General features: G+C 66.1%; 9 protein-coding genes. 3 read left to right on the forward strand and 6 right to left on the reverse strand.

The window, feature by feature from the left end:
- Positions 1 to 6: 6 nt before the first annotated feature.
- On the reverse strand, positions 7 to 1,707 hold the full coding sequence (locus D0C15_RS22695; protein WP_116049030.1) for a glycosyltransferase family 39 protein: 1,701 nt from the start codon (positions 1,705 to 1,707) through the stop codon (positions 7 to 9).
- Positions 1,708 to 1,956: 249 nt separating this feature from the next.
- Between D0C15_RS22695 and D0C15_RS22700 the strand changes: the two genes are divergently transcribed.
- Positions 1,957 to 3,948, forward strand: a complete 1,992-nt coding sequence (locus D0C15_RS22700; RefSeq protein ID WP_116049032.1) for a DUF6541 family protein — start codon at positions 1,957 to 1,959, stop codon at positions 3,946 to 3,948.
- Positions 3,949 to 4,060: 112 nt separating this feature from the next.
- A complete protein-coding gene (locus tag D0C15_RS22705) occupies positions 4,061 to 6,001 on the forward strand; it encodes a DUF6541 family protein (RefSeq protein ID WP_116049034.1) in 1,941 nt (646 codons plus the stop codon).
- 119 nt (positions 6,002 to 6,120) lie between these two features.
- On the opposite strand, the gene D0C15_RS22710 is transcribed toward D0C15_RS22705, so the two are convergent.
- Together D0C15_RS22710 and D0C15_RS22715 are read right to left on the reverse strand one after the other, a co-directional pair.
- A complete protein-coding gene (locus D0C15_RS22710) occupies positions 6,121 to 6,468 on the reverse strand; it encodes a hypothetical protein (protein ID WP_162830205.1) in 348 nt (115 codons plus the stop codon).
- Positions 6,469 to 6,793: 325 nt separating this feature from the next.
- The gene (locus tag D0C15_RS22715; RefSeq protein ID WP_116049039.1) at positions 6,794 to 7,135 is read right to left on the reverse strand and encodes a hypothetical protein; all 342 of its coding nucleotides are present in this window, start codon (positions 7,133 to 7,135) and stop codon (positions 6,794 to 6,796) included.
- A gap of 660 nt (positions 7,136 to 7,795) precedes the next feature.
- Between D0C15_RS22715 and D0C15_RS22720 the strand changes: the two genes are divergently transcribed.
- Positions 7,796 to 9,784 carry a DUF6541 family protein gene (locus D0C15_RS22720; protein ID WP_162830206.1) on the forward strand — a complete coding sequence of 663 codons (1,989 nt, stop codon included), beginning with the start codon at positions 7,796 to 7,798 and terminating at the stop codon, positions 9,782 to 9,784.
- A 12-nt stretch (positions 9,785 to 9,796) separates the two neighbouring features.
- Here D0C15_RS22720 and D0C15_RS22725 read toward each other — a convergent pair whose 3' ends face one another.
- Genes D0C15_RS22725 through D0C15_RS22735 form a run of 3 tightly spaced genes read right to left on the reverse strand, consistent with a single transcriptional unit; the run spans position 9,797 to position 13,027 of the window.
- Positions 9,797 to 10,939, reverse strand: coding sequence for a glycosyltransferase family 4 protein (locus D0C15_RS22725; protein ID WP_116049044.1), 1,143 nt, complete (start codon positions 10,937 to 10,939; stop codon positions 9,797 to 9,799).
- Positions 10,940 to 10,943: 4 nt separating this feature from the next.
- Entirely contained in the window at positions 10,944 to 11,933 is a 990-nt protein-coding gene (locus D0C15_RS22730) for a Gfo/Idh/MocA family protein (RefSeq protein ID WP_170161357.1), read from the reverse strand.
- A 2-nt stretch (positions 11,934 to 11,935) separates the two neighbouring features.
- Entirely contained in the window at positions 11,936 to 13,027 is a 1,092-nt protein-coding gene (locus tag D0C15_RS22735; protein ID WP_116049050.1) for a DegT/DnrJ/EryC1/StrS family aminotransferase, read from the reverse strand.
- Between the last annotated feature and the right edge of the window lie 155 nt (positions 13,028 to 13,182).

Genomic DNA, 13,182 nt, shown 5'->3' on the forward strand with positions numbered 1-13,182 from the left:
AGTCACTCAGCCGCAGGGAACGTGCTCGAACCGCGGGTCGGCGTCCAGGGTCTCGATGATCCGTGTCGCCTGTTCCCGGATCGGGTAGACCTTGACCCACTTGTCCGTGCCCACCCGGCGGAACGTAGCCACCAGGTAGCGCCCCGCATACAGCGGATCTGCCCCGCAACGCTGGCTGTCGGTGTAACCGACGCCTGTGGTGATCGCCAATGCGGGCATGCGCTGGTTCACCACATAGTCGTAGTCCTGCGCGAGGTGACCGACGAGGTCGAGCTTCTGGTCGCGCTGACCGTGCCTGGCGATGTGCTCGTCGGTCAGCCCCAGCACGTCGAGCATGACGATATGCGTTCCGGCCTCGTACGAAAGCGCACCGTTGGCGAAGGTACTGACGACCGTTCCGCTCGGCAGGTTCGAACCGAGCCAGTCACCGATCTCCCCCAGCTCGACGATCGCGTCCCGCCAGTCGTGCATCCGCTGCAGCATCTGTTCGTGCGTCACCGAGACGAAAAGTGACAGTCCGGAAAGGACGACAGCGACGGGCACGACCGTGCGGTCGAGCCAGAGCCGTCGCGGCCGGGGCGACGGCGCCGCGCCGGTCCGGACACCGCTGCCCGTGGCGCCGAGGGCCGCCACGGCCGCGATCGCCAGCAACGGCGGGACCGGCGCCAGCAATCGCCAAGCGGGCATCCAGTCGCCACCGGCGTAGGTGATGAAGGCGAGGTAGACGAGTGCGAGAACGAAGAGGAGCCAGATCGCCGAACGCGCAGTGAGCACATCGGGATCCGGTGTTCCCTCCCCCTTGGGCCGTCGCACGGCGAACACCACCAGTGCCGCGGCGGCCAGCAGAAGGAACCCGCCGTGCGGGACGGCGAACTTCGACAGGTACTCCCAGCCGTGCTCCAGTTGCCAGCCGAGCGGTGCGCCGGACTTCGCGGCCAGTGCGTTGGGTATGAGGTAGCCGTAGTAGGTGACGCGCCACGCGGTCCAGGGCACGGCCAGCACGAGCGCGCCGAGTACGAACCCGGCCGGCGCCCACCAGTCCACCCGATGCCTTGCCGCGCGGACGATGAGCCAAATCCCGGCGACGACCGCGATGACGACGCCGTCTGGCCGCGTCATCGTCGCCAGGGCGACCAGAACACCGGCCACCACACAACGGTTCTCCGACACGGCGAGGCACACGCAGAGCACGAGCAGGAGGAACAGCGGGGTTTCCAGCCCGGACGGCCCGTAGGCCGCGAGACCACCCGCACCAGCGATCAGTACCGCTGCCGCGACGCCGAAGGCCGGCGCCGAGTCCTGCGCTCCCCGCGCCCTACGCACGATGCGGTGGACGAGCACGTACGCGAGCAGCACGCACCCGAGCGTGCTGAGCACGCCGAGAACCACAGCGGTACCGATGATCTCCGCGCCGAACACGGTCTTGAACAGGGCCAGCAGAACCATCCACAGGAAGTTCGAATAGCCCTCGACCCGCTCGCCGACATTGAATACCGGGCCGTTTCCCTGGGCGATGTTCTGCGAGTACCGGAAAGTGATGAATGCGTCCTCGGCGACCGTCGAGAACATCAACTGGTGCACCAGCGAGAAGCCGAGCGCGAGAAGTACGGCGGCCACCCGCCACGGCCGGCGGGCATTGATCCGCGACCACGCTGCCAGGACGAACACGGCGAGCACCAGCCAGACCCCCACCACGACGAGAACCAACTGACCCCTCGCTCTCCCCAGACGCAGGCCTGCCCAGTTGCGACGAGACTACATTTCCCCCTCACCCGCCGTCGCGGCTCCGCCACGCCCCGCGCGTCGAGCGACCGCTCATGGCCGCACGATCCCCGAAGTTCGACGACTGCCCGAACACGGTCGGCGGCACTGCGTGCATCAATGCCGAGCCCGCCATGGCAAACTGCCGTGACGATCGGGCCGAACGGCCCCACACTCTGCTGCCAGGGATCTCCCATGCCAACCGAGCTCGCTCTTGTGTCCTTCAGCGTGGTGACGGCCGTCTACGCCGTGCTGATCGTGGTTCCCGGTCTGCTGATCGCGGCCCTGGCCGGCGTGCGCGGCTGGCAGCTCGCCGCCACAGCTCCACTGCTGACCTATGCCGTCGCCGGTCTGGCGGGGCCGTGGCTGGCGGTGCTCGGGATTCCGTTCAACATCGCCAGTTTCCTGGCTGTGCTGGTCCTGCTCGCCGGCGCCGCCTTTGGGGTGCGGGCGCTGGTCAGGCGCCGCTCGGAGGCCGCCACATCGTCGAAGTCGCCCTGGGCGCCGGTGGCCCATTGGGGGGTGCTGGCTTGCCTGCTGGTGGCCGCGGCCGTCGGGGCCTACACGGTCCTGCGCGGCCTCGGCGCAGGCAACGCCGTGGCGCAGGGCTTCGACGCCGTGTACCACGCGAACGGCATCCGCTACATCGCCGAAACCGGGGACGGCAGCTTGACCGGCACCGGGAACACCAACTGGTACGCCGCGGACAATCAGCTGTTCTACCCGAACGCCTATCACCTGGTCGGGTCGCTGGCCTACAGCCTGACGGGCGTCGACATCCCCGTGCTGCTGAATGCCGGCGTGGTACTGCTGCCGGGGCTGCTGGCCCTGTCCATGATCGCGATGGTCCGCCGGTTCCAGGGCAGGGCGGTTCTCGCGGGCGCGGTGGCGCTGGTCGTCGTCGCTCCCGTGACACTGCTCTACGAGTCGCTCGACCACGGCCCGCTGTACCCGTTCCTGCTCGGCCTCGCGCTCACCCCGCTCGCCACGGTGGCGCTGCACTCGTACCTCACCCGGCCCGCGCTGGACACCGGATTCCTGCTCGCCGCGGTCGCGGTGGGCCTGCTGACGATCCACTCCTCGACGCTGTTCACCGGCATCCTGTTCGCCGTGCCGCTGCTGTTCCAGCGGTGGGCGCAGGCCGGGGCGCACCGGCTGCCGACGATTCGGCGTGACCTGGTCGCGCTGCTTCCGGTGGCGGTGGCGAGTATCGCGCTCAGCTGCCTGCAACTGTTCGGTGCGCTGGGGCTCGCGACCGGCGACGTGGCCTACAACGGCTGGCCCAGCGACACTGGCGTCAACACCGCGCTCGGCTCGCTGCTGACGTTCCAGCATTTCGAGCCGTATCCGCAGCTGTGGCTCACGGCGGCCCTGGTCGTCGGCCTGATCACGCTGAAGAGTCTGGGCGAGCTGCGCTGGATCGCGGTGACCGCACTGATCACCGGGGTCTTCGCGGTGGCGGTGATGACGTCGGACCACCCGCTGGTGAAGCTGTTGTCCCGCCCGTGGTGGGACGACCCGTACCGCTTCCTCGCGATCGCGACCGTGCCCCTGTGCCTGCTGGCCGCGCACGGGATCGCGTCGACGCAGCGGTGGCTGTACGAACGGACCGCCCGTGTTCGGCTTCCCGTGCGGCATGCGGGATCGGCAGTGACCGCAGCAGCGGTGCTCGCGGTGTTCGTCCTTGGCAGCGGCGGGCTATACAGCAGCGCGAACGCGTCGGTGGTGCAGCCGGGGTACGGCCCCCGCCCAGGTGTCGCGGAGCAGGAACTCCCGCTGAGCAAGGGAGAGGCGGTCGCGATGCTCGAACTCCGGGAGCGGGCCAAGCCCGGCGACTGGGCGATGAACGACCGTGCCGATGGCACCGTGTGGACGTACGCGCTCAGTGGCGTCCGGACGGTTGCCGGGCATTTCGATCGTGGCCTGGTGCCGCCGGAGGCGCAGCTGCTGTCAGAGCGGTTCAACCAGTATCGCAGCGACCCCGAGGTGCGCGCCGCGGTCGAGCGGCTGAACGTGCGGTGGGTGATCCTCGGAACCGGCGGTTACCCGCAGGACGCACCGAGGCCCGCCGGATTGACGGGGCTGGACGAGTTGCCGTTCCTGCGTCTCGTGTATCGCAACGACGCCGCGGCGCTGTACGAACTGCGGATCGAAAGCCCGGTGAACACCACGACCACCTCGGGGTGAACGGGGGCCGTGCGGGCCGGAAGCGGTGTTACGGGAGACTCGGCAGTCGTACCCGCCCGTCGGCTTGCGACGGTCCTGACACTGGTGGTGGAACCTGCCGACAACGACGAGCGTGTTCGCGGACGCCGCGCACATCGGCGTTTACCTGCTGATCCTGTTCGCACCGGGCACCGCTGCCGCGATCGCCGCCGGCTTGCGTGGGTGGCTGCTCGTCGGGACCGCGCCGCTGCTGGGTTACGCGATGGGGGCCATCGCGGGTCCCGCGCTGGGGTGGTTCGGCGTGCCCTTCAACCTGGTGACGTTCGCGGTCACGGCCGTGGTGCTCACGGCGGCGCTCGGCGTGGCGCGGTGGTCGGTGTCGCGGCGCGGGCGGTCAGCGGACGATGCGGGACCACCGTGGTTACGGCGCGAACATCTCGCTGTGGCGGGATGCGTGGCTCTCGCAGCGGTGGGTGGCGGCGCGGTGTTCCTGTGGGGACTGGGTGATCTCAATGCGGTTGCCCAGACCTTCGACGCGCCGTTCCATGCGAACGGGATCCGGTACATCGCGGAGACCGGGGACGGTGGCGCGTTCGGCATGGGCGCGGTGCACTGGTACGACGGTGGTTCCTTCTATCCCAACGGTTACCACCTGCTCGCGGCGGTGGATCTCGAACTGACCGGCGCCACGGTCCCCGCGGTCCTCAATGCACACACGGTGGTGCTCTTCGGCCTGATCGCGCTGTGCACGGCGGTTTTCGTCCGGCATTTCCGTGGTTCACCGGCGCTGGCCGGGTACAGCGCACTGACTGTGGTGGCGGCGACGTCAGTGAGCTGGGGAACGATGAGCAGCCCGCTGCTGCCGTTCGTGCTGTCGGTGGCGCTGCTGCCTGTGTTGATCGTGCTGGCGCATCGCTACCTGCAGCGTCCGGCGCCGGACACCGGTCTGCTGCTGGCGGTGGGCGCGGTGGCCGAGCTGACGATCCACTCCAGTGCGCTGTTCAACGGCGTTCTGCTCGCGGTCCCGATGCTGGCGTATCGCTGGTGGACGGCGCCCGCGCGCCTGCGCCAGGCGCGTCGCGACGGTCTTGCTTTGCTGGCGGTGGCGGTACCCACGCTGATCCTCGCGGCTCCGGAGCTGCTCGGAGCGCTGGCGCTGGTGGGCAGCGACTACCCGTATCTGGGCTGGCCGGCCAACACCACGTTCGGTCACGCGCTGGGCGACCTGGTGGCGTTCCAGCACAACCAGGCGCAACCCCAGGTGTGGCTGGCCGTCGCGCTGGCGATCGGCCTGGCGACGTACCGAAAACTGGGTGATCTGCGGTGGATCGGTTGTGCGGGGGTTCTTTTCGGCGGCCTCGCCGTTCTGGTGTCCAGTTCGGACAGTGCAATGGTGACGACGCTGGCGAGGCCGTGGTGGGACGACCCGTTCCGACTGGTCGCCCTGACCACGTTGGTGCTGTGTGTGATCGCAGCCCACGGGCTCGCGCAGGCGCAGTCCTGGCTCGGCGGGTTGTTGCGAGCTCGTGCCTCCTGGATTCCAGGGAGGACGGCAGGCGCCGTGGCGGCGGTGGCGGTACTCGTCGGATTCCTCGTCCTGTCCAACGGTCTGTACGCCCGGCGACATGCCGTGTACGTCGCGGCCAACTGGGGAAACACGGAGATGGTCGCGCAGCCGACCGACGAGATGGTCGTGAGCAAGGCGGAGGTCACGGCGATGCGCGAACTAGCCGAGCGGGCTGACCCAGATGACCGCGTCCTCAACGAATGGTTCGACGGCTCCGCGTGGACCTACGCCATCACCGGCGTCCGCTCGGTCGTCAGCCACTACGAGGTCGCCGACGCCCCGGCGGACACCAAACTCCTCACCGAACACTTCCGCGACTACGCGACCAGACCCGATGTCCGGGCTGCCGCCGACCGGTTGGACGTCCGCTGGGTGCTGGTAACCGAAGGCCGAATGTTCGGCGACTCGACACAACGCCCACCCGGCCTACGGGGCTTGGACGGCCTGCCGTTCCTGCAGCCGGTCTACGGCAACGACATGGCGACGCTGTATCGGGTGCTCCGGTAACACTTCGTAGTCCCCGGCAGTCACTGGTCGGGACCCTCAGCTTGGCTTTCGCAGCGCGAGGCCGCCTCCATAACAGTGGACACCCGCGTACTCCGCTTCCTAGAGTACATTCCTCATGATCAAGGCTGGTAGATCCAATCCTGCCTCTCGGCCCACCGATTCACCGCATCAACAAATTCCTGGATCAACTCGACGGAATCGGGGAAATCTGGCAGAAACTGCGCGCGCGCCTCTTTTAAGAGGTTTTCCCTGATCGCCGAGACGATCAATCTTACTTCCGCCTGATTGAAGATGGATAGCGAGAACCAGTAAAAATCATCCTGCCTCAACAAGACCGCAGCCAACGCCGAGTCTTCTAGGTGCAAAGCGACCATTTTAAGGATCCAGCCAACCGCTTGCGGCTTCATATCAACGAGTTCGTCCTCGCCATGACTATACTTCGTTCCAATTACAAATACTGCTGACATTCAAAGCTCCACGATAACTATTCGGTTTCCGTGCGGCGCTACGAACTCCGGGCGTCCGAGGTAGACAGTCTCGTTCACGCTGTGAAGTGCTCGGACATCGACGGTGGCGGATTCAATACGACCGGCAGTGCGGGAAATATGGACGCGTCCGTACCCCCAAATAACGGCCGCATACCTGTGGCGCTGCAGGTGATGATCCAGTCCCGCAGCGGGTGCACGCGAACGGCACGGCGGCGCAGTATCGGGGACTCCGGCAGGCCCCTGCAGTCCCGCCCGCCGCTGGTCGAGTGCCTCCACAACAGCAAAGAGCCGGAACGCGGGCCGGCTAGTCAAGCCATGCCCGACCTGCTGCCCACTCGTTCACGGCCTGCACTAACTTTTGCACGATTTCAATCATCAAGTCGGATGGCGCACTCAATCGCGCGACGGGAAGTAGATCATTCCGGATGGCGGCAATAATCAAGCGCGCATGAGGCCGACCGAAGGTGCCGAGTGTGAATATTCCACCGGTGGCATAATCGGTCAAAATGGCGGAGAGTTCGGCATCGTCAACCTCCTCAGCCAGAGTCTCTAGAACCCAACTCAACGCGCCGAACGACAGGTCGAAGCGAAGGTCATCACCACTGGCATACTGCCCGGGCTCGCCGAAAATAAGGATCCCCGACATCCCAATCCCCCATAATTACCCTCACTACACGGACCCCGTGGTTGATAATTCCGATTACCGCACCCCCTATCGGAAGAGGGCCCGGCCACCGAATCATTTTAAGGAATTTCTTGGCTTTTCATCGCCGAGGCGTCCGGCCGTCGGGTCAAGCCTCTACCTCAAGGCCCCGGACTAGGCCCCTGGTCTGCGAAAACAGCTCGCCTCTCGGGTTCAAGCCGGAGACACCGGCAGCGATTGCAGTCGGCTCGCGCAAGGCCGTCATGCAGGTCGAGGTCTGGGACAAGGTCACGGCGGCCGGACCCGCACCGCACCGGCCGCTCAAACCCACTTCCAGGAAGCGGGTTTCTGTGAGCTGAACCCGCTCGCCGGCCGGGCACCTCTGACATCACGGTGCGTTCTGCTGCAACTACACATGGTACACGGCGGCCTTCGAAGTCGCGGCCGAGCCAACGAACCGTACAGCGCGTGGGCTGCTTCCGAGTGCACGTGGCCAGTCCACCGGCAGCGGCGCCGTCCGGCGCCGCTGATCGCCGTTGCTAGTCTGCCCGTGGCCCCGGGATAGCGACATCGACTTTCGCGATCTGGTCGGCACCGAGGCCATGTCGTCGGCGCACGGATATGGACGGGGGCCGACAACACCATTATCACGAGGAGCGCACTTTGAGTTGGTGGCAGTTGGTTCCGGCTGTGCTGTGCACTGTCGCCATCGTCTTCCTCCCTGGGTATCTGATCGTCCGGAGTTGGGCCGTCACTGGCGTTGTCGCGGTCGGCACAGCAGCCCCGGTATCGATCGGCCTCGTGGCGGTTGCCGCTGTTCTCGGGCCGATGATCGGAGTCCAGTGGAACGTACTGCTCGTGGTCGTTCCCGCGGTCCTCATCGCAGTGATCGGCCTTGTGTTACGCGGACTGGCCCCCAAGGCGCTGATCACGGGTAGTGGAACCGCCCGGTCGGCAGGGTCACGATGGACCTTGCTGGTGTACGCCGGAGCCCTGCTCATTCCTGCGGTGATGCTCGCGCGCGGGCTGATCCTGATGATCGGCAGTCCGGAAAACTTCTCCCAGACCTACGACAACATCTTTCACCTCAACGCGCTCCGTTACATCCTGGACAGCGGCTCGGGGTCAACGCTGACGCTCGGTGGGATGTACAGCAACGGAACCGATCCATCGACCTACCCCGCGGCCTGGCACGACCTGGTCAGCCTGGTCGTCCAGGTATCCGGTACGTCGATCCCCGCATCGATCAACGCGGTGACCTTGGTCGTCGGAGCCCTGGTCTGGCCGATCTCCTGCATCTTCCTCGTCACGAGAGTCACCGGGGTCCGGCCGGTTCCCACGCTGTTCGCGGGGGCACTGTCCGCCGTGTTTGGCGCGTTCCCCTACCTGATGGTCACGTTCGGAGTGCTTTACCCGTTCTTCCTGTCGCTGGCACTGCTGCCTGCCGCTATCGCACTGGTCGCCATGTCGGTTGGAGTCGGCCCTCTCGGGGGGACGCCGAGGTGGCTGGCGGCGCTGATCCTGATGGGAGTGGTCGTTCCGGGCGTGGCGTTGGCCCACCCAAGCACGGTTCTGGCGCTACTGGTGTTCGCGGTGCCGATATTCGTGGTCGGCATCGTCCGGTATCGCCGAACGCTCTCCACCGGGCGAGCCATCGCCGTTCGGTACTGGGCCCTGATCGCGCTGCTCCTCGGCTATCTCTCCGCCGTCGTGCTGCTGTGGATCAAAATCCGCCCCAGTGAATCTGCCTCCGCCTGGGACCCGACTCAACGGATATCGCAGGCGATCGGCCAGGTCCTCGCCGCAGGAGTCATGCAGCAGGGACCCACCTGGGTCGTGTTCCTATTGACCTTGGTCGCCATCGGCCTCGTCATGCGCAGGCTTATCAGCGCCTGGGTGCTCGGGACCTACCTGATCGGCGCCGGACTCTTCGTCGTGGTCTCCGCATTTCGCGAGAGCGAGGTTCGCGACTTCCTCACTGGTGTCTGGTACAACGACTCGTACCGCTTGGCCGGGCAGTTGCCGGTGGTCACAGTCGCGCTTTGCGCGATCTCTGCTACCTGGTTGTTCACCAGGTCACAGGACGTGTTGTCCAGTCGTATTTCGTGGTTGTCCTGGATGCGTCCCGCACGGCAGGCGACGCCGGCGATCTCAGCCGTCGCCTTCGTGGCGGCTATCGTGCTGGCTGTGGCCGGGCAGTACAGCTCGGTGAACTACGAGATCGCGCACGGCAGGAAGACCTATCAGATAAACGACAACTCGTACGTTCTGTCCACCCCGGAGCGAGCTCTGGTGGAACGGCTCGACGAACAAGTGCCGCCTGGCGCAACCATCATCGGCAATCCGTGGACCGGGACCTCTCTCGCCTACGCCCTCGCTGACCGGCGCACCCTCACACCGCACGTAGGAAACTCAGTTCCGCGGGACGTACTGACGGTGATGAACGGTCTCGACGAGATGGCCACGAACCCGCGTATCTGCTCGATCGTCCAACGCTTGAACAGCTACTACGTACTTCACTTCGAAGGACGCCAAGTGCATGACAAGGGCAAGCACTACGACGGCCTTGAGTCGCTGTCCACCAATCCCGGATTGACCAGGATCGATCACGAAGGCTCGACCGCGGAGCTCTACAAGGTCACGGGCTGCTGAAACACCGCGCCACTACTGCTGGTCGATGACCTCGACCGTGTTGGCGGCGACGGTCCGCAAGCTGTGGTTGTCATCGACCCACCGGGACAGCCGTTCCCGCCGAGCGGTGTCCGGTTGCTCGGTCAACGCCTTGTCCATCGCTTCGGCGACCGCGTTGCCATCCCAATCGACAGCCCAGCCGAGGTCGTTGTCCCGGATAAGCGCGGCCATCGGACCGACCCCGGCGTAGATGACCGGAGCACCCGCCGACATGCCAGCTAGAGCTTTGGTCGCGAAGGCAAAGTCGTACCCGACACCTGGCTTCACCGAGGCCAGTGCCGCTGATGCGCACGAGAACTCCTCGCTCAGGTGTTCAGCGGACTGAGGGGTACGGAACTCAACCTTTCCAGGAGCGACCTCGTTCGCGAGTTCCTTCAGCGCGGGCACGTCTACGCCTTGACCAATCATCAGCAGAGACGCATCCGGATGCCGCTCGGCGATCCGGCCGAACGCACGAACGAACACGTCCGCACCGTGAATCTCCGACATCGTCCCGCCGTACACGAGCTTCTTGGCGGGTTCCCGATCGCCTTGCGGGGAGAAGACAAACCGATTGGTATCGATACCCACACCGACCACGGTGATGCGGTCCGCGTGAGCCCCGAGAGTCAGCAGGTCCTGCCGCACACCGTCGGACACGGCGACGATCCGCCGCGCACCGTTGACCACCCAGCGCTCCAGAATCTTGAGCACCCGGACGATCGTGCGGTTGACGCCGATCCCCTCCGCCGCGGTCGACACCACGTCGGCGGAGTAGTGGATATACGGAATGCGTTTCAGCGCGCAGGCGACCCGGCTGACCACACCAGTTGTGGTGGGCGGTTCCACCACAACCACGTCGCTCTTGGTGAACAGCAACCGGAAGAACAGCGGGATGTCATAGCTGAGGTACTGCACGTACCCGCGAACGTTCCCGCCTTTGTCCCGGAGTACCGGCCACCGACGTACGTCAAGTCCAGGGTCGTCGATCTGGGTTCCCTTGGGCGGCACCGTGGTCAGCACCTTGACCTGGTAGCCCTGAGTCACCAGCTCGTCGGCCAGGGCACCCAGCCGGTAGGCGGCCGCACCGGTCTCGGGCCGGAACAGCCGCGAGACGATGGTGATTCGGGTAGGCATCGGTTCAGAGGCTCCGGCTACCTGCCGACTGAGTCGCCGTGAGCAGCAACTCCTCCGCGGTACGCAAGGTGTTGAGCCCCTCCTGCATGGTCACAATGTCAGCGTCAAGGCCCAGTACTGCATCCCGGAACTTCTCGTGCTCGGTGCGCAAGGGCTCCCGCTTCTGGATCGCGTAGCGGGTCACGTTGCCCTCGGACACTCCGCGGAAGTTCGCGACCGAGTCCCACTCGGTGTTGATCACACCGTTGGCATAGAAGGTGAGGTCCGCGGTGAGGGTGTCGGCGACGAATGCGCCCTTCTCCCCCGTCACGACGGTGAGGCGTTCCTTCATCGGGGACAGCCAGTTGACCAGGTGATTGGTGATGGTCCCGTTGGCGAGCCTGCCCGTGGCGGCCACCATGTCCTCGTGCGGCCGGCCCGATCGAGTGGTGACCTGCGCGGACACACTCGTGTACTCGGACTGGGCCAGCCAGGCGGTCAGGTCGATGTCGTGCGTCGCGAGGTCCTTGACCACACCGACATCGGCGATCCGCGCCGGGAACGGGCCCTGCCGACGGGTCGCGATCTGATAGATGTCGCCGAGTTCGCCAGCGGCCATCCGCGCCCGCAAGGACTGCAGCGCGGGGTTGTACCGCTCAATGTGCCCGACGGCGCCGACGATGCCCCTGTCGGCGAACGCCTTGACCAGCCTTGTCCCTGCCTCGACGCTGTGCGCGACCGGCTTCTCAATAAGTGTGTGCACGCCGGCGTCGGCGAGTGCGAGACCGACTTCCTCGTGCATAGCGGTCGGTACAGCGCACACCGCCATGTCGATGCCGGCATCGATCAGCTCCGCCACGGTGCCGAGCACCGGCAGATCGCCTGCGACCCCATGCGGGTCTCCGGTGGCGTCAGCTACCGCGACCAGCTCCAGGCCGTCGACCTCACGGATCACCCGCGCGTGGTGCCGGCCCATCATGCCGAGACCGATCAGGCCTACTCGCAGCTCCGTCATGCTCACGCCCCTGCCTTCGCCAGTGTGTTGACCGCGGTCACGATTCGTTCGAGGTCCTCGTCATCCAGTGATGGGTGGACCGGGAGCGACAGCACGGACTGTGCGGCCTTCTCGGTGTTCGGCAGGTCCTCCGTACGGGCGAACGAGGGCAGCCGGTGATTCGGGATCGGGTAGTACACGCCCGCGCCGACCTGGTATTCGTCCTTCAGCGCGGCGACAAAACCATCTCGGTCGTGCGGCACGGTGATCGTGTACTGGTGGTAGACGTGCACGGCGCCGTCCGCGACCGCTGGAACGCCGACCCCGTCGAGGTTCTGGTCGAGGTACCGCGCATTCGCCTGCCGCCTCCTCGTCCAGTCGCCGACCTTGGTCAGCTGCACCCGGCCGATCGCCGCGTGCAGGTTCGTCATCCGCGCGTTGAAACCGACGACCTCGTTCTCGTACTGGCGCTGCATACCCTGGTTGCGCAGCAACCGCAGCAGCCGCTCCACCTCGGCGTCTCCTGTGGAGACCATGCCGCCCTCACCTGAGGTCATGTTCTTGGTGGGGTAGAGGCTGAACATGGCGAACGTGCCGAACGTACCGACCGGCGCACCGCCCAAGGTCGCTCCGTGCGCCTGCGCCGCGTCCTCGTAAAGGTCCAGTCCGTGCTGCTCGGCCAGCTTGCCGAACGCGGGCATGTTCGCGGGGTGCCCGTAGAGGTGCACCGGCATGATGCCCTTGGTGCGCTCGGTGATCAGCCCGGAAACGTGTTCCGGGTCGAGGCAGTAGTGCTCGAGTTCGATGTCGGCGAAGACCGGGGTCGCGCCGGTCAGTGCGACCGCGTTCGCCGTGGCGGCGAAGGTGAACGACGGGACGATCACCTCGTCGCCGGGACCGACGCCGGCGGCGAGTAGCCCGAGGTGCAGGCCTGCGGTACCGGAGTTGACCGCCACCGTCGACCTGCCGTCCAGCAGTACGTCGCTGAACTCCTGTTCGAATGCGGCGACCTCGGCGCCCTGCGCCAGCATCCCGGAACGGAGAACGGCGTCGACAGCCTCCCGCTCCGCGTCGCCTACGATCGGTTTGGCAGCGGGTATGAAGTCCTTGCTCACGTCTCGCCCTCGATGTCGTTCGGGGATTGTCGCCTCACTTTATTCCTGCCGCCTGTTTCATCTCGGCAGGGGCCGGAACCACCCTCGTGCGCGGCTTGCGGCACACCCCGGATGCGGCGCCGACGGTACCGGAACATGCTCCGGCGTATCGATCA

This window comes from Amycolatopsis palatopharyngis, from assembly GCF_003385185.1.
In the GTDB taxonomy this organism is placed as follows: Bacteria; Actinomycetota; Actinomycetes; order Mycobacteriales; family Pseudonocardiaceae; genus Amycolatopsis; species Amycolatopsis palatopharyngis.